Raw genomic sequence first — 22,681 nt, 5'->3', positions numbered from 1 at the left:
TTATGCAAGTGCGATGTAGCGCGGCGCAGGACACTGGGCACCTACCGAGGAGCCATTGCCATGAACCTGTCGTTGTACCTGCTGACTGTGCTGATCTGGGGCACCACCTGGATTGCCCTGAAATGGCAACTGGGCGTGGTGGCGATTCCCGTGTCCATTGTCTATCGCTTTGGCCTGGCGGCGCTGGTGCTGTTCGCGATCCTCCTGCTCAGCCGACGCCTGCAAGTGATGAACCGTCGCGGGCATCTGATTTGCCTGGCCCAGGGCTTGTGCCTGTTCTGTGTCAACTTCATGTGTTTCCTGACCGCCAGCCAGTGGATCCCCAGCGGCCTGGTTGCCGTGGTGTTTTCCACGGCCACGTTGTGGAATGCGCTGAATGCGCGGGTGTTCTTCGGCCAGAACATTGCCCGTAATGTGCTGATGGGCGGCGCGCTGGGCTTGCTCGGCCTTGGCCTGTTGTTCTGGCCCGAGCTGGTCGGGCATACCGCCAGTCCGCAGACCTTGCTCGGCCTGGGCCTGGCCTTGTGCGGCACCTTGTGTTTCTCGGCGGGGAACATGTTGTCGAGCCTGCAGCAAAAGGCCGGGCTCAAGCCGCTGACGACCAATGCCTGGGGCATGGCCTACGGCGCGGCGATGTTGTCGGTGTGGTGCCTGGTCAAGGGCGTTCCATTCGACATGGAATGGAGCGCACGCTATATCGGTTCGCTGTTGTACCTGGTAATCCCCGGATCGGTCATTGGTTTCACGGCCTACCTGACGCTGGTCGGGCGCATGGGCCCCGAACGCGCAGCCTATTGCACCGTCCTGTTTCCGGTGGTGGCGCTGAACGTCTCGGCAGTTGCCGAGGGCTACCAATGGACTCCCCCGGCGCTGATGGGCCTGGTGATGGTCATGCTGGGCAACGTGCTGGTGTTTCGCAAACCCAGGGTTAGCGCCAAACCGGTGGCGGGGAAGCTGGCCTGAGCAGCAGGTTGCTCAGTCGTCTTTTGCGGCGGTGAGATAGATCAAGCCGAGAAACATGTATTCAATGTTTCTTTGTGCCCAATCATTGGCATTTCGTTGAGCAGAGTACTCCATGTCAAACCACTCATTGAGTATGATGACGTATAAAATTTGATAAACAATAATGCCTGTTGCGAGCCCCGCTATCGCGAATTTTTTTGCATTGTGAAACTCTTTACGTGGTGCATCGACTTTTCGATAGAGCAAATAAGCTCCCACCAGGCAGCTGAGCGTGTAAATGGTCTCCAGGGAAATGATCGCCCAGTAAAAGCGATGATGAAACATGGTGGAGTGGATTGCCCTGTAGCGCCGGGAGTCGTTGCCCTCAGTGTTGCTCATGCTGATGATGCGCCCGATATAGTCGGCGTATGCCGCATAGTCGGTGACATTGTTAACGAGTGTCACCAGTCCGAATAATGCCGCTGTAAAGACAATCAGTACTTTGCTCCGCCTTATCACGCAGGCGGTGGTGAATTTATTCATGGGGGTATTCTCCGAGTGCATATTGGGTGCTCTTGTAATTGCTCGGAGTTTATAGCTGTTCAGGTGAATTCAGAGGGAGACTGCATTGCAAGTTGTGTCGTCTCTTCTTTCTCAATTGCAAGTAAGCGGGTGGTTTAAAGTTGTGGGAAGTGGCACGTCCAGCCAGACGTGCCATTGTTCAGTCAGCCTTTCCATACCTGAGGGTTGACCAAGTCTTGTGGGCGCTCACCCAGCAAGGCACTGCGCAGGTTCGCAAGGGCACGGTTGGCCATGGCGTCGCGGGTTTCATGGGTGGCCGAGCCGATATGCGGCAAGGTCACGGCGTTTTTCAATTGAAACAGGGGTGATTCAGCCAGCGGTTCTTTTTCGTACACATCCAGCCCGGCGCCTCGGATGCGGTTGTTTTGCAGTGCCTCGATCAGTGCCGGCTCGTCGACCACCGGACCACGGGAAATGTTCACCAGGATGGCGCTTGGCTTCATCAGTGCCAATTCGCGATGGCTGATCAGGTGCCTGGTTTTCTCGCTGAGCGGGACCACAAGGACGACGAAGTCGGCTTCAGCCAGCAATTCGTCGAGGCTGCGCATCTGCGCGCCGAGTTCTTGCTCCAGCTCGGTCTTGCGGCTGTTGCCGCTGTAGATGACCGGCATGTTGAAACCCAGGCGACCCCGACGCGCGATGGCCGCGCCGATATTGCCCATGCCGACGATGCCCAGGGTCTTGCCGTGAACATCGCAACCGAACAGCGGGGTGCCGACGCTGGCTTGCCATTGGCCTGCCTTGGTCCAGGCGTCGAGCTCGGCGACGCGGCGCGCGCTGCTCATCAACAAGGCGAAGGCCAGGTCGGCCGTGCTTTCGGTGAGCACGTCCGGCGTGTTGGTGAGCATGATCCCGCGCTCGTTGAAATAGGCCACGTCATAGTTGTCATACCCCACCGAGACGCTGGACACGACTTCCAGGCGGGCGGCGCTTTCCAGTTGTGCGCGACCGAGCTTGCGGCCGACCCCGATCAAACCGTGGGCATGGGGCAGGGCTTCGTTGAACTGGGCGCTGATATCACCCTTTTTCGGGTTCGGTACGATGACGTCGAAGTCTTGTTGCAGGCGCTCCACCATTTCTGGCGTGACACGGCTGAAGGCGAGGACAGTTTTTTTCATGGGTACAGGGCTCGTCGGGCGCAGGAGAATGGTTGGAAAGCTACAAGCTTCGAGCGTCAAGCCGCAAGTTAAAAGCTATCCCCAGCGCTTTTAACTTGAAGCTTGCAGCTTGAGGCTTATAGCGGTCATTCCGTTATACTGGCGACTTTCGCGGCTCGCTGACTGGGCCCGACACAGTGTGCATCACCCGGAGCTTTTCATGACTTCCCCGAAACAACCGCCGGTAGCCGAAGCCTTGGCCGACGAACAGGCCGAGCTGCCAGACAGCGTCGACTCCAGCGCTGACAGCGAGACCAAACCCGCGATCCCGGCGTTCAAGTTCCCGTTCAAGCCGGGCGAGCTGCAGGCCACCAAGGACGCCAGCCAGCCTTGGTACAAGAATGGCGCCAAGAATGGTCACACCAAGACGCCGGGGATGGCGCCTCCGGGAACTCGCCGTTCGATGGGCAAGCGTTAGTTTCAGGTTTTTCCAGCGGGCCTTCCTCGAATCAAGCGGCCCGCAATGAAATAAACGCGTAGTCAGCGGATGGCTCGGTCACCACCTGCGTGCCCGCTGCCAGCAGGGGTCCGGCGACATCGTCCCCCGACACATGAAACTGCCATTCGCTTTCCCAAACCGGTAACGTTTGCCCGGCCAGTTCGTCGATGATCGTCGCGAACTCGGTCATGTCCGGCAGATAAGCGGTAAACCCGTCGCCCTTGAGGGCAGTCGTTCGAATCCCCAACAACGCGCAAATCGCGTCCTTGGTTTGGATATCATCGCGATCCGCCTGGCGAGAGCGTTGGATCAGTTGCGCCAGTTCCGGGTCCACCAGTTGGCCACCCACGATCAGCTGTGGCCCTGTTTCCCACGATTGCGGCGGGCATTCCTTGGCGGCGATGTCCAGGGGGATGTGCGGATTGATCTCCATCGGATAGATACGGCACACCAGCGGCCGGCGTTCGTAGATGCGGCACAGGTTGTCCTGGTCCAGATGGCGGCAGGCTCCGGTGCTGTAGGCGGCAAAAGTGATGGCCACGTAAGCCTCGCTGGCGCCGCTGCGCACCAGCGCCGAGCGCGGTTCGGCATGTTCGCGTTGCTGCGCCGTCAAGCCCAGGCCATTGCTCAGGAAAGCTTCCACCAGCACGATCACCTGACCACCGTCGGCCGCCCACATCCTGGCTTCGGACAGGGTCAAGGGCACATGGTGGTCATTGCAGCATTTACCGCAGCCTACGCAGGAAAACGTTGTATTCATTGAGCAGCCAGTCGCATCCGAGGGCAGAAAGCGGCGACAGAATGCCGCCGCGAAGGTTGCTCTCGAAGCAAGTTATACGCCACGGTGCTATTTCATCCCCAGTCGCTTGGCCATCCGCCCGAGATTGGCCCGGTCCAGGCCCAGCTCCCGGGCCGCGCTCGCCCAGTTGTGGTGGTGGCGTTCCAGGCAGGCGCCGATCAATTGGCGCTGGTAACGCTCGGTGGCTTCGCGCAAATCGCCGGTCACCGTTTCCATGGCCACTTCGGCGGGTTGCTCGGCGCTGACTTCGACATTGGCATGGGGCAGGTCGAGGTCGGCGGCATTCAAGCTGAGGATCTTCGGCCGTTCCTTGCAGTTACCCAACGCCTTCAACGCACTGCGCCCGATCAGGTGTTCCAGCTCGCGCACGTTGCCGGGCCAACCGTAGGCCAGCAACGCCGCCTGGGCGTCGGTGCTCAGGCGCAGGCTGTTGAGGCCCATGCGCGAGCGGTTCTGCTCGAGGAAGTAACCGCTGAGCAGCAGCACATCCCGTCCGCGATCCCGCAGCGCCGGTACCAGCAACGGGTAAACGCTGAGGCGGTGATAGAAGTCGGCGCGGTAACGGCCACTGCGCACTTCCTCGGCGAGGTCGCGGTTGGTCGCTGCGATCAGGCGCACATCGACCTGGTGCTCCTTGTCCGAACCCAGTCGCTGCAACTGGCCGCTTTGCAGCACGCGCAGCAATTTGGCCTGCACCGTCAGTGACAATTCGCCGACCTCATCGAGAAACAGTGTGCCGCCATTGGCCAGCTCGAACTTGCCGCGGCGGTCGTTCAGCGCCCCGGTGAAGGCACCGCGGACATGCCCGAACAGCTCGCTTTCCACCAGGGTGTCCGGCAACGCCGCGCAGTTGAGACTGATAATCGGCTTGTCGGCGCGAGGCGAGGCGGCATGGATGGCCTGGGCGACCAGTTCCTTGCCGACCCCGGTTTCCCCGGTGATCAGCACCGTCAGGTCGCTGCCGCCCACCAGGTTGATTTCTTCCACCAGGCGTTTATGGGCCTTGCTCTGGCCGATCATTTCGCGGTTTTGCTGACCGCTGGCCTGGCGGTACACCTCGGCACGCTGGTGTTCGTCTTCGACCCTGTTGTTCAACCGCTCGATGCGTTCGGCGGCATTGACGGTGGCCGCCGCGAGGCTGGCGAAGGCTTCCAGGGCATCCAGCTCGACCGGTTCGAATTGTTCCGGATTGAGCGCGTCGAGGGTCAGCAGGCCCCACGGCCGCTCGTCGATAAACAAAGGGCAACCCATGCAATCGTGCACCTCCAGATGATCGTCCAGGCCATCGACCAGGCCGTCATAGGGGTCGGGCATGTCGCTGTCGGCAGCAAAGCGTGTGGGACCGGTGCTGCTGAGCAGGGCCTGGAAGCGCGGGTGTTCGCTGACCTTGAAACGCCGGCCGAGGGTGTCGGTACTCAATCCGTCGACAGCCAGCGGTACCAGCCATTCGCCATCCAGGCGCAGAAGGGCGGCCGCGTCGCATGGGAGCAGGGCGCGCATGGCTTCCAGCAGGCGCCGATAGCGCTCGCCTTCGGGAAGTTCGCGGGACAGGTCGGACACCAGCGGTAGCAGGGCGGTTAACAACGATTTTGCAGTCATAGTGACTCCATGTAGTCGATGTGACTATAAAGCAGTCTGTGTCGATATGACTACTATGTTATTAAGTTGCTGATTTATATGGTTTTATTTGTTGGCACGGAAACTGATAAGCATAAGGTAATTGCTAAAAACCTTCGTTGCCCAGGAGTTACTCTATGCTCAGCGTTCAAGACCGTACCATCGTCAAATCCACTGTGCCGCTGCTGGAGAGCGGTGGCGAAGCGTTGATCACTCACTTCTATCGCATGATGCTTTCCGAGTATCCAGAAGTGCGTCCACTGTTCAACCAGGCCCACCAGGCCTCCGGCGACCAGCCACGTGCCCTGGCTAACGGTGTATTGATGTATGCCCGCCACATCGATCAGCTCGACCAACTGGGCGACCTGGTGGCCAAGATCATCAACAAGCACGTGGCCCTGCAGATTCTGCCGGAGCACTATCCGATTGTCGGCAACTGCCTGTTGCGTGCCATTGCCGAAGTGCTGGGCGAAGAAATCGCCACCCCGCAAGTGATTGCGGCCTGGGCAGCGGCCTACGGTCAACTGGCGGACATCCTGATCGGTGCCGAAAAAAGCATCTACGACCAGAAAGAGCAGGCACCGGGCGGCTGGCGCGGGGCTCGCGAATTCATCGTCACGGCCAAGGTCGAGGAAAGTGCGGAAATCACCTCGTTCTATTTCGAGCCGGCCGACAAGGGCCAGATCCTGGCAGCTGAACCAGGCCAGTACATCGGCATGAAACTGATCCTCGATGGCGAAGAAATTCGTCGCAACTATTCGCTGTCGGCCTTGGCGAACAAAGGCCAGTACCGCATCAGCGTCAAGCGTGAAACCGGTGGCCGGGCCTCCAATCACTTGCACGATCAACTGCAGGTAGGGGCGAGCATCCAGCTGTTCCCGCCGTCGGGCGAGTTCACCCTGAGCGCCAGCGACAAGCCGTTGGTGCTGATCAGCGGCGGCGTCGGCATCACCCCGACCCTGGCGATGCTGGAAGCGGCGCTGCAAACCGAGCGGCCGGTGCACTTTATCCACTGCGCTCGCAATGGCAGCGTCCACGCCTTCCGCGACTGGATCGACGGGCTGGCCGAGCGTCACCCGCAACTCAAGCGTTTCTACTGCTATGCCGAAGATGACGGCGTCAGCCCGGCGGCCCACAAGGTCGGGTTGTTGAGCCAGGAACAACTGGCCGCCTGGTTGCCCGAAGAGCGTGACCTGGACGCTTATTTCCTCGGACCGAAGGGTTTCATGGCGGCGATCAAGCGCCACCTCAAGGCGTTGGGTGTGCCTGAAAAGCAGAGCCGCTACGAGTTCTTCGGCCCGGCTGCGGCGCTGGAATAAACACTGCCGGTGACGGCAAGGTATGGTTTCAGCCCTTGAGTTCCTTCAAGTGCTTGTACACCGTCGCCCGCCCCATGTTCAGCACATTGGCCACATAGTTGGAGGCGCTTTTGCCCTTGAAGGCGCCTTCGGCGTGCAGAGCCAGCACCAGTTCGCGTTTGTGATCGCGGGTCAGCAGGTTCAGGCTCAGCTGGCGTTCGCGCAGCCAGGCGTGGAGGAAGGTGTTGATCCGTTCTTGCCAGTCATCGCGGAACAGTGAATCCGGCTGCGGAATCACTTTGGTCGGCGACAGGAACAAATCCAGCGCGGCCTTGGCATTCTCGAACAGCGAAATATTCAGGTTGATGCACAGCACGGCCAGCGGGTTTCCCTGGCGGTCGCGCAGTACGGTGCTGAGGCTGCGGATCTTCTGACCATCCCAATTGAGCTTTTCGTACGGCCCGATATTTCGTTCGCTGACATCATCGCTGAGCATGTCCTCCAGCGCCGAATCGTCACCGATTTCCCGTTTCGACAGGTTGTTGGCGATGTAGTCGACCTTTTGCGTGCGCAGGTCGTGCAGCACCACTTCGGCATGGGGAAAGAACAACGTCGCGATGGCATCGGCAATCGCCCGGAAGTTATCCAGGGACGTGTCGTTCAGGGCCGGGTCTTTTTCAGGTGCGTTCATACAGTAGGGCTCCGGGCAGCTTCAGCGCCCCGTAAAACAGGGCGTTGAAAGTGTGACGCAATCGAGTCGGCGCGTCACCTGAGGACAACCGTCAGCCCAGGCGGGCAGGGGACAGCATGCCGGCATTCAGACCGAAACCACCGAGGGTTTCGGGCAGGGGTTCACCCCGCACGAGCGCGGCACTGGCCTGGCCCATGGCTGGCGAGGTCTGGATGCCGTAGCCGCCTTGTGCCGCCACCCAGAACAACCCCGGCACCTGGGAGTCGAATCCCGACAGCAGGTCGCCATCGCTGACGAAGCTGCGCAAACCGGCCCAGGTTCGGGTCGGGCGGCGGATGGTCAGGGTGGTGGCTTCCTCGATCTGGTAGATGCCCATGGCGATGTCCAGCTCTTCGGGCTGCACGTCGTGGGGTTCCACCGGGTCGGCGTTGGCCGGCGAGCCGAGGAACATCCCGGCGTCAGGCTTCATGTAGAAGGATTCATCGAGGCTGACCAGCATCGGCCAATGGTGGATGTCCACGCCCTCGGGGCCGGCGAAGATGAAGGCCGCGCGGCGCTTGGGTTGCAGGCCCAGCGGCCGGGCGCCGGCCATTTCGCCGATCTTGTCGGCCCAGGCGCCGGCGGCGTTGATGATGACCGGAGCGCTGAAGGTCTGGTCCTTGGTTTGTACCTGCCACAAGCCTGCGGCATCGCGGGTCAGGCTCAGGACTTCGCTGTCGGTATGGACTTCGCCCTGGTGGCGGCGGATTCCGCGCAGGTAACCCTGATGCAGGGCGTCGGTGTCGATGTCGCTGGCGGTCGGATCGTAGATCGCGCCGTGGACTTTTTCCCGACGCAGGATCGGCACGAGCGCGCAGGCTTGGTCGGCGCTGAGCAGTTGCATCTCGGGGACCGTGGCTTTGGCGCTCAGGTATTGTTTGTTCAGCTCGGCCGGGTCACCGGTGAGGTCCACGGTCATCTCGCCACGCGGGGTCAGCAGTGGGTGTTCGCAGAAACCGGCCGGAGGGGCGTCGAAGAAATCCCGGCTGGCCTGGGTCAGCGCCCGAACTTGCGGCGTGCCATAGGCGGCGGTGTACAGCGCCGCCGACCGGCCGGTGGAGTGATAGGCCGGATGGGATTCGCGCTCGAGCACGATCACCCGAGCGTGCTGCGACAGCCAGAAACCGGTGGAAGCGCCGGCTATTCCGCCGCCGATGATGATGAAGTCTGCCTGGCTCATGAACGTCTCCTGTGAAACACAATGCCGGAATGATGGTGATCTCCTGTGGGAACGGGCTTGCTCGCGAAAGCGATTTATCAGTCGACATCGTCGGCGAATGCCAGACCGTATTCGCGAGCAAGCCCGCTCCCACAGGGTGTTGCGGTGTCAGGGATGCAGGCGGTAGATGGCATTGGCCAGCGCTATGTCTTCCAGGCCCAGGCCGATCGAGCGGAAGAACACATGGCGGGCGTACTCGGGGCGCTGCACTTTTTCGCTCAGCAGATCGGGCAGGTCGCCGACAATCGCATTCTTGTCCCAGCCATGCTGTTCGCCGGCAATCAGCATCTCGCCGGCAGCGCCTGGGGTGGTCACACGATAGTCGCAGAATACCTGCATGTCGTTGAGGCTCTGCGGCGGCACTTCGTGGGCGCGGGGGGCGTTGGTGCTGATGGAGGTGATCAGCGCCGGCTTGCTCAGGCTCGACGGATCGATCACCGGACCAGGGGACGAGGTGCACAGCATGATCACGTCGGCGTCCTGGATGGCGGCCTCGCGACTGTCGACGATATTCAAGCGCGGCTCGATGCTTTTCAGCAGATTCACCGTTTCAGGGTCTTCGCTCAGGCTTGGCGAGTACAGGTTGATGTTTTGCCAGTCGCGCAGCCCTTTCACGTAGTGCAGGTGCGCCTGGGCCACTTTGCCGCTGCCGATGATTGCCAGGCGATTCGCGGTGAGTGGCGCCAGGGCGTCAACCGCTACCGCCGTGGTCGCGGCGGTGCGGGCGGTAGTGAGCTCGGCGGCATCCACCAGCAGCAGCGGCTGGCCGGTCTGCATCGACATCAGCAAGGTCCATGCGGTCACCAGCGGTCCTTGTTCGCCCACGATGTAGGGCGAGGTCTTGACCCCGTATACGCCTTCTTCGGCCAGCACACCGAGGTAGTTGATGAAGTCGCCGGCACCCCGTGGGAATTCCACCAGTTGCTGTGCCGGTTGCACAGCTTGCCCGGCGGCCAGGTCGCGGAACAATTTGCGCAGGATCTGCGGCACGTCGACTTGCGCCAGCAACTCGCGGGCCTGGGATTGGTTGATCACGTAAGGGGTGCTGGCCATGGTGGCTCCGGGAGTGATAAGTAAACTAATTTGTCCATTATGGACTTTTAGTTATCTCGAGCAAGCACCTGTTGAAAAAACCAGACGAAAAAAAAGCGCAGTCCGTTTCCGGCTGCGCCCTTTACTGCAAGTCGCCGTTACGGCCGCTTGCGCTCAACCGCCCGCAACAGATGCGTGGGTGGCGTTTCACAGCTGATCTTGCGACCGAGTTTTTCTTCGATGGCCGGTAGCTGGTAGGAGTCATCTTCACCGGCAAAACTGATGGACACACCGTCGGCGCCCGCACGACCGGTACGGCCGATGCGGTGCACGTAGTCGTCCGGCACTTCCGGCAAGGTGAAGTTGATCACGTGGCTGATGCCGTCGATGTGGATGCCGCGACCGGCCACGTCGGTGGCGACCAGCACGCGAATCTTGCCTTCGCGGAAACCTTCCAGGGTCTTGATGCGCTTGTGTTGCGGCACGTCGCCGGACAACTGCGCGGCGTTGACGCCATCGCGTACCAGGCGTTCTTCGATGCGCCGCACTTCATCCTTGCGGTTGGCGAAAACGATGACCCGCTCCCAGCCGTTGTCGTTGACCAGGTTGTAGAGCAGTTTGTATTTGTCGGCACCGGCCACCGCGTAGATGTGCTGTTCGACGTTTTCGTTGGCCACATTCTGCGACTCGATCTCGACGATGGCCGGGTCGGTGGTCCATTGCTTGGCCAGGTTCATCACGTCTTCGGTGAAGGTCGCCGAGAACAGCAGCGTCTGCCGCTCGTTCTTCGGCGGCGTCTGGCGAATGATCTGGCGCACCTGTGGGATGAAGCCCATGTCGAGCATGCGGTCGGCTTCATCCAGCACCATGACTTCGACCATGTCCAGGTGCACGTCGCCGCGCTGGTTGAAGTCCAGCAGGCGGCCAGGCGTGGCCACGAGGATGTCGCAGTGGCGGGCTTCGAGGTGCTTGAGCTGCTTGTCGAAGTCCATGCCACCGACGAAGGTCATGACGTTCAGGCCGGTGTACTTGGTCAGGTCGGCGGCGTCCTTGGCGATCTGCACCACCAGTTCGCGAGTCGGGGCGATGATCAGTGCGCGCGGCTCGCCCATGTAGCGCTCTTTTGGCGGCGGGGTTTGCAGCAGCTGGGTGATGATCGAGATCAGGAAGGCCGCGGTCTTGCCGGTACCGGTTTGCGCGCGGCCGATGGCGTCTTTGCCGGCGAGGGTGAAGCCCAGCACCTGGGCCTGGATCGGCGTGCAATACGGGAAGCCCAGGTCCTGGATGGCGTGCATCAGTTCGGGGGCGAGTTTGAAATCGTGGAAACGGGTCTTGCCTTCCTGGGGTTCGACGACAAAGTCTTCGAGTTTCCAGGGAATGACCGGCGCCTTGGGCTTGGGTTCGCGGCGCGGCTTGGCAGGTTTTGGCGTTTCGCTGCGCGGTTGCTCGGCGGCGGTTGGCTCAACGGGCTCGGCGACCGCTGCGCTCTTTGGCTCGTGTTTCGGTGCCGCTACCGGGGCGGCCCGACCAGGCTGATGACCGTCGGTGCGGTGGCTGGGGGTGTGAGACGGAGCGCTGGGGACTGGCGCGAGTTGCTCAGTCTCGCTTTTACCGAACATTTTCTTGAGTGCTTTGAGCACGGTCATCTCATCAATTGGTTAAGGAATGTACGCCGGCCAGTGTAATGCAAGAATCGGGCGCGGCGTAGTGGGATGGATCAAAGGGCGTTTTTAAACATCGACGGTCAGCGCAAACGCTCGGTCAGCCACAGGCCGATGTCGCGAATCTCCTCGGGTAACACTTCGTGGCCCATTGGGTATTCCTGCCATGTCACGGTGACACCACGCTGCTTCAAATGCTCGTAGGCGCTACGTCCCATGGAGTTTTGCACCACGTCATCGTACTGGCCATGCAGCGACAGCACCGGAATGCGCTGCTGGCTGGCGGACAGTTCCAGCTCATCGCCAAAGGTCGGTGCATAAGTCGAGAGGGCAAGTACGCCACCCAGCGGGCCCTGCCATTTCAGAAACGCGGTGTGTAGAACCACGGCGCCGCCCTGGGAAAAGCCGGCCAGGAAAATCCGCGAGGCGTCTATTCCGCTGGCGCGCTGCTGTTCAATCAATTCGATAACCCGGTCCGCCGATGCTTCCAGTTGCTCGCGATTGATCGCGCGCGCCGGGCTCATGGCCAATATGTCGTACCAGCTCGGCATCTCGTAGCCACCATTGATGGTGACCGGGCGGTGTGGTGCCTGAGGCAGGACGAAGCGGGTGCCCAGCAAGGTTTCCTGCAGGGCTTCGGCTACCGGCAAGAAGTCGTAGCGGTCGGCACCCAGGCCGTGCAGCCAGATAACGCAGGCGTCTGCGTCCTTTACGGGCTGAAGAATCAAGGGCTCGGTCATGGTTGCTCCAATTTTGTGCGGGCGCTCTCATTGAGTGCGAGGTCCGAGGGCGCCTCTGGTTGATCAGTTACGAAGATGTCGCAAGGCTACAAGTTTTGCTATTGACCTGTCGCTTAACCGCTTTAGCAGCCGGTGTGGTACGGGCTTTGCTATGGGGAAGCGGTGCAACTCATCTCGCGCCTGGCGGTAACACTATCAGTGTACGACTGGCCGCGGGATAGCAAAAATCCGGTAATGGATGTTCGCCAGTGGCCGCTACGGGCTTCGCGAACGAGAAAGGGCTACAGCCCGTTCGGCCGATTGGTGAGAAGTGAGGTGTCCATTATGTGGATTTTCTCCTACTAGACTCATGGCTACGGTCCTAACGTCGGTTGACCCTAAAAAAAGCCAACACGGGTCACCACCGCCTCAAAAGGGTGCGACTGGACTCACGCTCCGACACAACAAGAGCAAAACTGGAGGTTTGAATGAAGATGTTGAAATCCACCCTGGCGGTCGTGACTGCAGCCGCGGTACTCGGCGTCAGTGGGTTCGCTCAGGCGGGCGCGACCCTGGATGCAGTGCAGAAGAAAGGTTTCGTACAGTGCGGCGTCAGTGATGGCCTGCCTGGTTTCTCGGTTCCGGATGCCACCGGCAAGATCGTCGGCATCGACGCTGACTACTGCCGCGCCGTGGCCGCTGCTGTCTTCGGCGACGCGACCAAGGTCAAGTTCAGCCAGTTGAACGCCAAGGAGCGCTTCACCGCGCTGCAGTCGGGCGAAATCGACATCCTGTCGCGCAACACCACCATGACCAGCTCCCGTGACGCGGGCATGGGCCTGAAATTCCCGGGCTTCATCACTTACTACGACGGCATCGGCTTCCTGGTCAACAACAAGCTGGGCGTCAAGAGTGCCAAGGAACTGGACGGTGCAACCATCTGCATCCAGGCCGGTACCACCACCGAGCTGAACGTTTCCGACTACTTCCGTGGCAACGGTCTGAAATACACCCCGATCACTTTCGACACCTCCGATGAGAGCGCCAAGTCGCTGGAATCCGGTCGTTGCGACGTACTGACCTCCGACAAGTCCCAGCTGTTCGCCCAGCGCAGCAAGCTGGCTTCGCCGAAAGACTACGTGGTGCTGCCGGAAACCATTTCCAAGGAGCCACTGGGCCCGGTCGTGCGTAATGGCGACGACGAGTGGCTGGCCATCGTGCGCTGGGTTGGCTACGCCATGCTCAACGCCGAAGAAGCCGGCATCACTTCGAAGAACGTCGAAGCCGAAGCCAAGGGCACCAAGAACCCTGACGTCGCCCGTCTGCTGGGTACCGACGGCGAATACGGCAAAGACCTGAAAGTGAAGAAAGACTGGGTCGTGCAGATCGTCAAGCAGGTCGGCAACTACGGTGAAGTGTTCGAGAAAAACCTCGGCAAGAGCACTCCCCTGGAAATCGACCGTGGGCTGAACGCCCTGTGGAACGCTGGCGGCATTCAATACGCACCACCAGTGCGCTGATGGTTCTATCACCCGGCGGGCCAACCGCCGGGTGATGTTCTGTTCCATTATTTGCGGGGCACTTCATGCAAAATTCAATCGGCGCACCTAAGCAGAGGCTCAGCCTCAGCGATCCACGAGTGCGTGCGTGGGTATTCCAGATCATCACCATCATCGGGGTGGTCTCGCTAGGCTGGTTTCTGTTCGACAACACGCAAACCAACCTTCAACACCGGGGCATTACCTCCGGTTTTGACTTTCTGGAGCGCAGCGCCGGCTTCGGCATCGCTCAACACCTGATCGACTACACCGAAGCGGACAGTTATGCCCGGGTGTTTGTCATCGGCCTGCTCAACACCTTGCTGGTGACCTTCATCGGCGTGATCCTGGCGACCATCCTCGGTTTCATCGTCGGTGTGGCGCGGCTGTCGAAGAACTGGATCATCGCCAAAGTGGCGACGGTTTATGTGGAAGTCTTCCGCAACATTCCGCCGCTGCTGCAGATCCTGTTCTGGTACTTCGCGGTGTTCCTGACCATGCCGGGGCCGCGTAACAGCCACAACTTCGGCGACACCTTCTTTGTCAGCAGCCGCGGCCTGAACATGCCGGCGGCGTTGATGGCCGATGGTTTCTGGGCGTTCATGACCAGTATCGCGGTGGCCATTGTCGCCATCGTGCTGATGTGCCGCTGGGCCAACAAGCGCTTCGAAGCCACTGGCGTGCCTTTCCACAAGTTCTGGGTCGGCCTGGCCTTGTTCCTGGTGATCCCGGCGCTGTGCGCACTGATTTTTGGCGCGCCCGTGCACTGGGAAATGCCGCAACTCAAGGGCTTCAACTTCGTCGGCGGCTGGGTGCTGATCCCGGAACTGCTGGCCTTGACCCTGGCGCTGACCGTGTACACCGCAGCGTTCATCGCCGAGATCGTGCGTTCGGGCATCAAGTCGGTCAGCCACGGCCAGACCGAGGCGGCGCACTCGTTGGGCCTGCGCAACGGTCCGACCCTGCGCAAGGTGATCATCCCGCAAGCCTTGCGCGTGATCATTCCACCGCTGACCAGCCAATACCTGAACCTGGCGAAGAACTCCTCGCTGGCGGCCGGTATCGGTTATCCGGAGATGGTCTCGCTGTTCGCCGGCACGGTGCTGAACCAGACCGGCCAGGCGATCGAGGTGATTGCCATCACCATGAGCGTGTACCTGGCGATCAGTATCAGCATTTCCCTGCTGATGAACTGGTACAACAAGCGCATTGCGCTGATCGAGCGGTAAGGAAAAGCGCATGAGCACTCATACTTTCAAACCTGACATGCCGCCACCGAGCCGCAGCATCGGCGTGGTGGCGTGGATGCGCGCGAACATGTTCTCCAGCTGGCTCAACACCCTGCTGACCCTGTTTGCGTTCTACCTGATCTACCTGGTGGTACCGCCGATCCTGAGCTGGGCGATCCTCGATGCCAACTGGGTGGGCACCAGCCAGGCCGACTGCACCAAGGAGGGCGCCTGCTGGGTGTTCATCCAGCAGCGCTTCGGCCAGTTCATGTACGGCTATTACCCGCCGGAACTGCGCTGGCGCGTCGACCTGACCGTGTGGCTGGCGGTCATCGGCGTGGCGCCGCTGTTCATCTCGCGCTTTCACCATAAAGCGGTGTATGGCCTGAGCTTCCTGGTGCTGTACCCGATCATTGCCTGGTGCCTGCTGCACGGCGGCGTCTTCGGCCTGACCCAGGTGGCGACCAGCCAATGGGGCGGCCTGATGCTGACCCTGGTGATCGCCACCGTCGGTATTGCCGGTGCCTTGCCGCTGGGGATTGTCCTGGCTTTGGGACGTCGTTCGAACATGCCGGCGATTCGAGTGGTCTGCGTGACCTTCATCGAATTCTGGCGCGGCGTGCCATTGATCACGGTGCTGTTCATGTCCTCGGTGATGCTGCCGTTGTTCCTGCCCGAAGGCATGAACTTCGACAAGCTGCTGCGGGCACTGATCGGCGTGATCCTGTTCCAGTCGGCCTACGTGGCCGAAGTGGTGCGTGGCGGTCTGCAGGCGATCCCCAAGGGTCAGTACGAAGCCGCCGCAGCGATGGGCCTGGGCTACTGGCGCAGCATGGGCCTGGTGATTTTGCCGCAAGCCCTGAAGCTGGTGATCCCCGGCATCGTCAACACCTTCATCGCGCTGTTCAAGGACACGAGCCTGGTGATCATCATCGGCCTGTTCGACCTGCTCAACAGCGTCAAGCAAGCCGCCGCCGACCCGAAATGGCTGGGCATGGCCACCGAAGGCTATGTGTTCGCCGCCCTGGTGTTCTGGATTTTCTGTTTTGGTATGTCGCGCTATTCCATGCATCTGGAACGCAAGCTCGACACTGGCCACAAGCGTTAGGAGTTCTTTGTAAATGAGCGAAGCAATCAAACAGCCTGTGAGCCCTGAAGGCATTATTCAGATGCAGGGCGTCAATAAGTGGTACGGCCAGTTTCACGTACTCAAGGACATCAACCTCAACGTCAAGCAGGGCGAGCGTATCGTCCTGTGCGGCCCGTCGGGTTCCGGCAAGTCCACCACCATCCGCTGCCTCAATCGCCTGGAAGAACACCAGCAGGGCCGCATCGTGGTCGACGGCGTGGAACTGACCAACGACCTCAAGCAGATCGAGGCGATCCGTCGTGAAGTCGGCATGGTGTTCCAGCACTTCAACCTGTTCCCGCACCTGACCATCCTGCAAAACTGCACCCTGGCGCCGATGTGGGTGCGCAAGATGCCCAAGCGCAAGGCCGAGGAAATCGCCATGCACTACCTGGAACGCGTACGCATTCCGGAGCAGGCGCATAAATTCCCGGGGCAACTGTCCGGTGGCCAGCAACAGCGTGTGGCGATTGCCCGGGCGCTGTGCATGAAACCGAAAATCATGTTGTTCGACGAACCGACTTCGGCACTCGACCCCGAGATGGTGAAAGAGGTTCTGGACACCATGATCGGCCTGGCTGAAGACGGCATGACCATGCTCTGCGTGACCCACGAAATGGGCTTCGCCCGCACCGTGGCCAATCGCGTGATCTTCATGGACAAGGGCGAAATCGTCGAGCAGGCCGCGCCGAACGACTTCTTCGACAACCCGCAGAATGATCGCACCAAGCTGTTCCTGAGCCAGATCCTGCATTGATCTAACCCAGGCAATAAAAAAAACCGGACAGTGTCCTAATGCTGTTCACTTGAGCATGGTGTTGTTAAGAACTGGATTGGGGGGATATCCATTGCTGCGGTAACGGCCACTTAGGGTTTCGCCCTTACGGCGAGTCCCTTTTCCAAACGCCGAAAAGGAACCAAAAGGCTTTGCCCCACCACTCGGTGCCTCGCTGTGGCTCGGAATGCCCTCTCTCCGGCATTGCTCCGTGGGTCGCCGCGATGGGCCATCCCTGGCCCAGCGCGGCTAAACCGGCGTCCTGCCGGTTTACCCGCTACGCAATGCCTGCGTTCGGCCATCGTGGTTTAACGGGGCGCCACGATCAAAAGCAAAGCGAGGCGGCCTGACAGCCGACCTGAATTCTAGTGAACACGTTTCCCTGTAGGAGCGAGCTCGCTCTCACAATTGGATCGTAGACAGGTCCCTTAATCAGGTCGGCTGTCAGGCCGCCTCGCTTTTGCTTTGGCTTTTGATTTTCTTGCCCCCTCACGCCCTGAGCCTGTCCGTCAACTTGTGAGTGCCTCCATCGGCGCTTCTACCAACGTTGATCCGCGCCGCGTTAAAGCCAGCAAGTAAGTCTTTTCGTCATAAACGTCTCAGGTCGCCATCCGCGCCCCGGCGAGACTGCCGCTCAATTCATACGCGGCCAGCTCCGCCTGATGCGCCGCCAGCAACTCCGGCAACGACCCACGCAGGTATTCCACCCAGGTCTTGATCTTCGCATCCAGGTATTGCCGTGACGGATAGATCGCGTACAGGTTCAGCTCTTGCGAGCGGTACTTGGGCATCACCCGCACCAGCGTGCCGTTGCGCAGGCCGTCGATCGCGGCGTACAGCGGCAGGACGCCAACGCCCATGCCGCTGGTGATCGCGGTTTTCATGGCGTCGGCCGAGTTGACCAGGAATGGCGAGCTGTTGATGGTGACCATTTCCTGGCCATCGGGGCCGTCGAAGGCCCATTTTTCCAGGGGGATGACCGGGCTCACCAGGCGCAGGCAGGCGTGGTTGAGCAAGTCGCTGGGTTTTTGCGCGCAACCGTTGGCTTTGACGTAGGCGGGCGAGGCGCAAACGATGCTGTAGGTGATCCCCAGGCGCTGGGAAACGAAGCCCGAGTCAGGCAGTTCACTGGCGAGCACGATGGACACGTCGTAGCCCTCGTCCAGCAGGTCCGGCACGCGGTTGGCCATGGTCAGGTCGAAGGTCACGTCCGGGTGGGTCTTGCGATAGCGGGCGATGGCGTCGATCACGAAGTGCTGGCCGATACCGGTCATGGTATGCACCTTGAGCTGCCCGGCCGGGCGCGCGTGGGCGTCGCTGGCTTCAGCCTCGGCTTCTTCTACGTACGACAGGATCTGCTCACAACGCAGCAAGTAGCGCTTACCCGCTTCGGTCAGGGCGATGCGGCGTGTCGTTCGGTTGAGCAGACGGGTTTGCAGGTGGGCTTCCAGGTTGGAGACCGCGCGCGAGACGTTGGCCGTGGTGGTGTCCAGTTGCACGGCGGCGGCGGTGAAGCTGCCGGCCTCGGCCACGTAACTGAAGGCGCGCATGTTTTGCAATGTGTCCATGGGGTGCTCTCGGGTTCGATGGCAAATTGTGACACGAAGTTTCAGAGTCTGAGACCCCGACCAAGGGATTATCGCGTTAACGGTAACAAAGATTCACAGGATTCCCAGCTTATCGCCATCAAGAGCGCCCCATAGAATTGCCCCGATCCCACGAGATCCATTTGCCTCCTCCCAAATTCAGGAAATCGCAGCAGTGCCGCGTCGCATCAGCAGAGCGCTTCAGCCGCTCAGTGTTTTGGCTTTAACCCTGGCAATCAGCGGCTGCATCGGAACCGGAGGTATCGCCCCACAGGGCAAGGCGCTGGAGGCCAATTCACTGGCCACCGACGCAGCGATCCAGAGCGCCGCCCAGGATGCGCAATGGCCCACCGCCCAATGGTGGCAGGCCTATGGCGATCCGCAACTGAGTCGCTGGGTCGACCGCGCCGTGCAAGGCAGCCCGAGCATGGCCATGGCGGCGGCACGGGTGCGTCAGGCCAAGGCCATGGCCGGTGTGGCCGAAGCGGCGCAGGCGTTGCAGATCAATGGCGAGTCCACGCTCAAGCGTCACAACTGGCCCACCGATCAGTTCTACGGCCCCGGCGACCTGGCCAACAGCACCACCTGGGACAACAACGCCGCGCTGGGCTTCAGTTACGCCCTCGACCTCTGGGGCCGCGAAAGCAATGCCACCGAGCGCGCCGTCGACATGGCCCACATGACGGTCGCCGAAGCACGCCAGGCGCAGCTCGAATTGCAGAACAACATCGTGCGCGTCTACATCGAACTCTCATTGCACTACGCGCAGCGGGACATCGTCGAAGCGACGTTGACGCAACAAGAACAAATACTCGAGCTGGCGCAGAAGCGTTTGGACGGCGGCATCGGCACCCATTTCGAAGTCAGTCAGGCCCAGACGCCATTGCCGGAAACCCACCGCCAGATCGACGCGCTGGACGAAGAAATCGCCCTGAGTCGAAATCAACTGGCCGCCCTGGCAGGCTTCGGGCCGGGGGAGGGCGCGCAGTTGCAGCGACCAACACTGTCGCTGGGCGCAGCACTGAAACTGCCGTCGACGCTGCCGGCGCAGTTGCTCGGTCAACGCCCGGACGTGGTTGCCAGTCGCTGGCAAGTGGCGGCGCAGGCGCGAGGCATCGATGTGGCGCATGCCGGTTTCTACCCGAACGTCGACCTGGTCGGCAGCCTGGGCTATATGGCCACCGGCGGCGGGGCCCTGGAGTTCTTGACCGGCAAGAAGCTCAACTACAGCGTTGGCCCGGCCATTTCGCTGCCGATCTTCGACGGCGGGCGTTTGCGCTCGGAGCTCGGTGAAGCCTCGGCCGGTTATGACATCGCCGTGGCCAGGTACAACCAGACGTTGGTCAACGCGCTGAAAAACATCTCCGACCAGTTGATCCGCCGCGAGTCCATGGACAAGCAGCAGGCCTTCGCCGCCGAGTCGGTGGCCGCCGCGCAGAAGACCTACGACATCGCGATGATCGCCTACCAGCGCGGGCTCACCGATTACCTCAACGTGCTCAATGCGCAGACGCTGTTGTTCAAGCAGCAGCAGGTGCAGCAGCAGGTGCAGGCGGCGCGATTGAGTGCGCATGCCGAACTGGTGACGGCGTTGGGGGGTGGGCTGGGTGCCGGTAACGATGTGCCAAACGACAGCCAGACCGCTGCACCGAAAACCCCGAGCCTTTTGCGTTGAACACAACACCTGTGGGAGCGGGCTTGCTCGCGAAGAGGGTGTGTCAGTCGATGGCGATGTTCCCTGACACACCGCTTTGGCGAGCAAGCCCGCTCCCACAAGGACCGAGTTCTCATCGCACAATTTTCGTTAACTGAGCAGGCTTTATGACCCCCTTGCCCGCACCTTTGCGCTGGCTCTACTCCCTCGAATGGCGCCGGGGTTTCTTCGACTGGGCACGCAGCGACGGCGTGACCTGGGTCTACATTTTCAAGGTGCTGTTCGCGGCGTTCCTGACCCTGTGGCTGGCGATGCGCCTGGAATTGCCGCAGCCGCGTACGGCGATGATCACCGTATTCATCGTCATGCAGCCGCAAAGCGGCCAGGTGTTCGCCAAGAGTTTCTATCGTTTTCTTGGCACCTTGACCGGCTCGGCGGTGATGGTGGCGTTGATCGCCCTGTTTGCGCAGAACACCGAACTGTTCCTCGGCTCGCTGGCGATCTGGGTCGGTATCTGCTCGGCCGGCGCGGCACGTTGCCGCAACTTCCGTGCCTACGGTTTTGTGCTGGCCGGCTACACCGCCGCAATGGTCGGGTTGCCCGCGCTGGCCCATCCGGACGGCGCGTTCATGGCAGCGGTCTGGCGTGTGCTGGAAATCTCCCTGGGGATTCTCTGCGCGACCCTGGTCAGCGCCGCGATCCTGCCGCAAACCGCCAGTGCCGCCATGCGCAATGCCCTGTATCAGCGCTTTGGCGTGTTCGCCTTGTTCGTCACCGACGGCTTGCGCGGACGCAGCCAGCGGGAAGCCTTCGAGGCCGGTAACGTGCGCTTCATTGCTGAAGCGGTGGGCCTGGAAGGGTTGCGCAGCGTGACGGTGTTCGAAGACCCGCACATGCGTCGGCGCAACGGTCGGCTCAGTCGCTTGAACAGTGAGTTCATGGGCATCACCACGCGTTTCAACGCCTTGCACCAGCTGCTCGAACGCCTGCGCAGCAATGACACCGATCACGCCGTGGCTGCCATCAAACCCGGTTTGCAAGACCTTGCCGAATTGCTCGATGGCTTCAGCGGTCGCGCGCTGACCAGTGCCGATGCGGCGCGTCTGGTCACGGCGCTGACGGCCTACAAGGCCGGCTTGCCGGCGCGGGTGCGCAGCTTGCGGGCGCTCTTCCAGGAGAGCGGGCCGAGCGATGCCGAACTGCTGGATTTCCACACCGCCTACGAACTGCTCTATCGCTTCGTCGACGACCTGCACAGTTATGCACAGACCCACGCCTCGCTGGCCGATCACAGCCACGAGCGCGAGCGCTGGGACGAGCCCTTCACCCCGCAAACCAACTGGCTGGTGTCGGCGGCCTCGGGGATTCGCGCCGCGTTCATCCTGATAGTGCTGGGCAGCTATTGGGTGGCGACGGCGTGGCCGAGCGGGGCGACCATGACGTTGATCGCCGCCGCTACCGTAGGCTTGTCCGCCGCCACGCCGAACCCTAAACGCATGGCGTTCCAGATGGCTTGCGGGACGTTACTCGGGGCGCTGATCGGCTTCGTCGAGATGTTTTTCATCTTCCCGTGGATCGACGGTTTTCCGTTGCTGTGCGTAATGCTCGCCCCCGTGATCGTGCTTGGTTCGTTCCTGGCCTCGCGGCCGCAATACGCCGGCGTCGGGCTTGGCTTGCTGATCTTCTTCAGCACAGGTTCCGTGCCGGACAACCTCACGGTCTACAACCCCTACACGTTCATCAACGACTACATCGCCATGGTCATCGGCATGCTGGTCTGCGCGGCGGCCGGGGCGATCATTCTGCCGCCGAACAGTCGCTGGTTGTGGCAGCGGCTCGAGCAGGACCTGCGCGGCCAGGTGGTCTACGCCATCAGCGGCAAGCTCAAGGGCCTGGCGTCGAGTTTCGAAAGCCGCACCCGCGACCTGGTGCATCAGGCCTACGGCTTCGCGACGGGGCAGCCGCAGGTCCAGCGGCAGCTGTTGCGCTGGATGTTCGTGGTGCTGGAGGTCGGGCACGCGATCATCGAGTTGCGCAAGGAGCAGGCGATCCTGCCGGTGCATCCGGCCTATGCCGAGTCCCAGCCGTGGCGCCAGTCCATCCGCGTGATGGGGCGTGCGCTGGTGCGGCTGTTCCTGCAACCGGGCCAGAGCAATCTGGAGCGTGCGTTGATCGCCGTCGACCACGCCATCAGCCGCGTACAAGCCACTGACGAACCCTTCGCTCCGCATTTCGACACATCGGCACTGCGCCGGGTGAAGAGCTACCTGCACTTTATCCGTACTTCGCTGCTGGACCCGCAATCGCCGCTCGCCGGCTACATGAATGCCAGAACCAACACCAAGCCCAAAGGACTTGACCATGCCTCGTGAAATCGCCTTCCACGGCGTTTACATGCCGACCATGACCCTGATGTTTTTCATTGCAGCGGCACTGGCCTGGGCGCTGGACCGATTCCTGTCCGGCTTCGACCTGTACCGCTTCTTCTGGCACCCGGCGCTGCTGCGCCTGAGCCTGTTTACCTGTCTGTTCGGCGCCATGGCGCTGACTGTCTACCGTTGACTCTCTACCCCTG

General features: G+C 61.2%; 20 protein-coding genes. 10 read left to right on the top strand and 10 right to left on the bottom strand.

The annotated features are described in order from the left end of the window. Positions 1-60 precede the first annotated feature (60 nt). Positions 61-963: a DMT family transporter gene (locus NQL71_RS05725; RefSeq protein ID WP_166618409.1), complete on the top strand. Its 903-nt coding sequence runs from the start codon at positions 61-63 to the stop codon at positions 961-963. A 12-nt stretch (positions 964-975) separates the two neighbouring features. On the opposite strand, the gene NQL71_RS05720 is transcribed toward NQL71_RS05725, so the two are convergent. Beyond that, positions 976-1,485 carry a DUF2165 domain-containing protein gene (locus tag NQL71_RS05720; RefSeq protein ID WP_046820680.1) on the bottom strand — a complete coding sequence of 170 codons (510 nt, stop codon included), beginning with the start codon at positions 1,483-1,485 and terminating at the stop codon, positions 976-978. A gap of 182 nt (positions 1,486-1,667) precedes the next feature. Further along, positions 1,668-2,642 carry a 2-hydroxyacid dehydrogenase gene (locus NQL71_RS05715; protein WP_077182462.1) on the bottom strand — a complete coding sequence of 325 codons (975 nt, stop codon included), beginning with the start codon at positions 2,640-2,642 and terminating at the stop codon, positions 1,668-1,670. A 199-nt stretch (positions 2,643-2,841) separates the two neighbouring features. Here NQL71_RS05715 and NQL71_RS05710 point away from each other — a divergent pair, with 199 nt between their 5' ends. Further along, positions 2,842-3,099 (top strand): hypothetical protein, encoded by a 258-nt coding sequence (locus tag NQL71_RS05710; RefSeq protein ID WP_046820493.1) that lies wholly within the window; start codon positions 2,842-2,844, stop codon positions 3,097-3,099. A 31-nt stretch (positions 3,100-3,130) separates the two neighbouring features. On the opposite strand, the gene NQL71_RS05705 is transcribed toward NQL71_RS05710, so the two are convergent. Together NQL71_RS05705 and norR are read right to left on the bottom strand one after the other, a co-directional pair. Further along, complete coding sequence (locus NQL71_RS05705) at positions 3,131-3,880, bottom strand: YkgJ family cysteine cluster protein (RefSeq protein ID WP_046820492.1); 750 nt, start codon at positions 3,878-3,880, stop codon at positions 3,131-3,133. An 87-nt stretch (positions 3,881-3,967) separates the two neighbouring features. Next, the gene (gene norR, locus NQL71_RS05700) at positions 3,968-5,518 is read right to left on the bottom strand and encodes a nitric oxide reductase transcriptional regulator NorR (protein ID WP_046820491.1); all 1,551 of its coding nucleotides are present in this window, start codon (positions 5,516-5,518) and stop codon (positions 3,968-3,970) included. Between the two features lie 155 nt (positions 5,519-5,673). On the opposite strand from norR, the gene hmpA reads away from it, so the two are divergent. Further along, positions 5,674-6,855: an NO-inducible flavohemoprotein gene (gene hmpA / locus NQL71_RS05695; protein WP_077182464.1), complete on the top strand. Its 1,182-nt coding sequence runs from the start codon at positions 5,674-5,676 to the stop codon at positions 6,853-6,855. Positions 6,856-6,883: 28 nt separating this feature from the next. On the opposite strand, the gene NQL71_RS05690 is transcribed toward hmpA, so the two are convergent. The 5 genes from NQL71_RS05690 to NQL71_RS05670 all read right to left on the bottom strand — a co-directional run bounded on the left by NQL71_RS05690 (position 6,884) and on the right by NQL71_RS05670 (position 12,216). Further along, entirely contained in the window at positions 6,884-7,525 is a 642-nt protein-coding gene (locus NQL71_RS05690; protein WP_248686594.1) for a helix-turn-helix transcriptional regulator, read from the bottom strand. Positions 7,526-7,616: 91 nt separating this feature from the next. Further along, complete coding sequence (locus tag NQL71_RS05685) at positions 7,617-8,744, bottom strand: NAD(P)/FAD-dependent oxidoreductase (RefSeq protein ID WP_077182465.1); 1,128 nt, start codon at positions 8,742-8,744, stop codon at positions 7,617-7,619. A 147-nt stretch (positions 8,745-8,891) separates the two neighbouring features. Next, positions 8,892-9,836, bottom strand: a complete 945-nt coding sequence (locus NQL71_RS05680) for an ornithine cyclodeaminase family protein (RefSeq protein ID WP_274642380.1) — start codon at positions 9,834-9,836, stop codon at positions 8,892-8,894. 137 nt (positions 9,837-9,973) lie between these two features. Beyond that, positions 9,974-11,461, bottom strand: coding sequence for an ATP-dependent RNA helicase RhlB (gene rhlB / locus NQL71_RS05675; protein WP_046820486.1), 1,488 nt, complete (start codon positions 11,459-11,461; stop codon positions 9,974-9,976). Between the two features lie 98 nt (positions 11,462-11,559). Continuing rightward, positions 11,560-12,216: an alpha/beta hydrolase gene (locus NQL71_RS05670; protein WP_077182466.1), complete on the bottom strand. Its 657-nt coding sequence runs from the start codon at positions 12,214-12,216 to the stop codon at positions 11,560-11,562. 467 nt (positions 12,217-12,683) lie between these two features. On the opposite strand from NQL71_RS05670, the gene NQL71_RS05665 reads away from it, so the two are divergent. The 4 genes from NQL71_RS05665 (at position 12,684) to NQL71_RS05650 (ending at position 16,848) form a co-directional block, all read left to right on the top strand. Continuing rightward, positions 12,684-13,715 carry an amino acid ABC transporter substrate-binding protein gene (locus NQL71_RS05665; protein ID WP_046820484.1) on the top strand — a complete coding sequence of 344 codons (1,032 nt, stop codon included), beginning with the start codon at positions 12,684-12,686 and terminating at the stop codon, positions 13,713-13,715. Positions 13,716-13,780: 65 nt separating this feature from the next. Then, on the top strand, positions 13,781-14,962 hold the full coding sequence (locus NQL71_RS05660; protein ID WP_046820483.1) for an amino acid ABC transporter permease: 1,182 nt from the start codon (positions 13,781-13,783) through the stop codon (positions 14,960-14,962). A gap of 10 nt (positions 14,963-14,972) precedes the next feature. After that, positions 14,973-16,070, top strand: a complete 1,098-nt coding sequence (locus NQL71_RS05655; protein WP_046820482.1) for an amino acid ABC transporter permease — start codon at positions 14,973-14,975, stop codon at positions 16,068-16,070. A 13-nt stretch (positions 16,071-16,083) separates the two neighbouring features. After that, positions 16,084-16,848, top strand: a complete 765-nt coding sequence (locus tag NQL71_RS05650) for an amino acid ABC transporter ATP-binding protein (RefSeq protein ID WP_003171943.1) — start codon at positions 16,084-16,086, stop codon at positions 16,846-16,848. Between the two features lie 617 nt (positions 16,849-17,465). Here the strand turns inward: NQL71_RS05650 and NQL71_RS05645 are convergent. After that, entirely contained in the window at positions 17,466-18,434 is a 969-nt protein-coding gene (locus tag NQL71_RS05645) for a LysR family transcriptional regulator (protein WP_046820481.1), read from the bottom strand. A 193-nt stretch (positions 18,435-18,627) separates the two neighbouring features. Here NQL71_RS05645 and NQL71_RS05640 point away from each other — a divergent pair, with 193 nt between their 5' ends. The 3 genes from NQL71_RS05640 to NQL71_RS05630 all read left to right on the top strand — a co-directional run bounded on the left by NQL71_RS05640 (position 18,628) and on the right by NQL71_RS05630 (position 22,668). After that, entirely contained in the window at positions 18,628-20,127 is a 1,500-nt protein-coding gene (locus NQL71_RS05640) for an efflux transporter outer membrane subunit (protein WP_274642379.1), read from the top strand. Positions 20,128-20,273: 146 nt separating this feature from the next. Next, positions 20,274-22,478: an FUSC family protein gene (locus tag NQL71_RS05635; RefSeq protein ID WP_274642378.1), complete on the top strand. Its 2,205-nt coding sequence runs from the start codon at positions 20,274-20,276 to the stop codon at positions 22,476-22,478. Further along, positions 22,468-22,668 (top strand): DUF1656 domain-containing protein, encoded by a 201-nt coding sequence (locus NQL71_RS05630; RefSeq protein ID WP_015096751.1) that lies wholly within the window; start codon positions 22,468-22,470, stop codon positions 22,666-22,668. The genes NQL71_RS05635 and NQL71_RS05630 overlap by 11 nt, the downstream gene beginning before the upstream one ends. Positions 22,669-22,681: the final 13 nt, after the last annotated feature.

This window comes from Pseudomonas serbica (assembly GCF_028823535.1).
Classification (GTDB): Bacteria; Pseudomonadota; Gammaproteobacteria; order Pseudomonadales; family Pseudomonadaceae; genus Aquipseudomonas; species Aquipseudomonas serbica.
Note: the sequence above shows the minus strand (reverse complement) of the source record. Positions and strands in the feature narration are given on the sequence as shown.

Excerpts from the sequence above, each read along its gene's own strand:
- NQL71_RS05725 (WP_166618409.1), top strand. The coding sequence starts at position 61 with ATGAACCTGTCGTTGTACCTGCTGACTGTGCTGATCTGGGGCACCACC.
- NQL71_RS05650 (WP_003171943.1), top strand. The coding sequence starts at position 16,084 with ATGAGCGAAGCAATCAAACAGCCTGTGAGCCCTGAAGGCATTATTCAG.
- NQL71_RS05635 (WP_274642378.1), top strand. The coding sequence starts at position 20,274 with ATGACCCCCTTGCCCGCACCTTTGCGCTGGCTCTACTCCCTCGAATGG.
- NQL71_RS05680 (WP_274642380.1), bottom strand. The coding sequence starts at position 9,836 with ATGGCCAGCACCCCTTACGTGATCAACCAATCCCAGGCCCGCGAGTTG.
- NQL71_RS05690 (WP_248686594.1), bottom strand. The coding sequence starts at position 7,525 with ATGAACGCACCTGAAAAAGACCCGGCCCTGAACGACACGTCCCTGGAT.
- hmpA (WP_077182464.1), top strand. The coding sequence starts at position 5,674 with ATGCTCAGCGTTCAAGACCGTACCATCGTCAAATCCACTGTGCCGCTG.
- NQL71_RS05630 (WP_015096751.1), top strand. The coding sequence starts at position 22,468 with ATGCCTCGTGAAATCGCCTTCCACGGCGTTTACATGCCGACCATGACC.
- NQL71_RS05670 (WP_077182466.1), bottom strand. The coding sequence starts at position 12,216 with ATGACCGAGCCCTTGATTCTTCAGCCCGTAAAGGACGCAGACGCCTGC.
- NQL71_RS05715 (WP_077182462.1), bottom strand. The coding sequence starts at position 2,642 with ATGAAAAAAACTGTCCTCGCCTTCAGCCGTGTCACGCCAGAAATGGTG.
- NQL71_RS05655 (WP_046820482.1), top strand. The coding sequence starts at position 14,973 with ATGAGCACTCATACTTTCAAACCTGACATGCCGCCACCGAGCCGCAGC.
- rhlB (WP_046820486.1), bottom strand. The coding sequence starts at position 11,461 with ATGACCGTGCTCAAAGCACTCAAGAAAATGTTCGGTAAAAGCGAGACT.
- NQL71_RS05660 (WP_046820483.1), top strand. The coding sequence starts at position 13,781 with ATGCAAAATTCAATCGGCGCACCTAAGCAGAGGCTCAGCCTCAGCGAT.
- NQL71_RS05665 (WP_046820484.1), top strand. The coding sequence starts at position 12,684 with ATGAAGATGTTGAAATCCACCCTGGCGGTCGTGACTGCAGCCGCGGTA.
- norR (WP_046820491.1), bottom strand. The coding sequence starts at position 5,518 with ATGACTGCAAAATCGTTGTTAACCGCCCTGCTACCGCTGGTGTCCGAC.
- NQL71_RS05720 (WP_046820680.1), bottom strand. The coding sequence starts at position 1,485 with ATGAATAAATTCACCACCGCCTGCGTGATAAGGCGGAGCAAAGTACTG.
- NQL71_RS05645 (WP_046820481.1), bottom strand. The coding sequence starts at position 18,434 with ATGGACACATTGCAAAACATGCGCGCCTTCAGTTACGTGGCCGAGGCC.
- NQL71_RS05710 (WP_046820493.1), top strand. The coding sequence starts at position 2,842 with ATGACTTCCCCGAAACAACCGCCGGTAGCCGAAGCCTTGGCCGACGAA.
- NQL71_RS05705 (WP_046820492.1), bottom strand. The coding sequence starts at position 3,880 with ATGAATACAACGTTTTCCTGCGTAGGCTGCGGTAAATGCTGCAATGAC.
- NQL71_RS05685 (WP_077182465.1), bottom strand. The coding sequence starts at position 8,744 with ATGAGCCAGGCAGACTTCATCATCATCGGCGGCGGAATAGCCGGCGCT.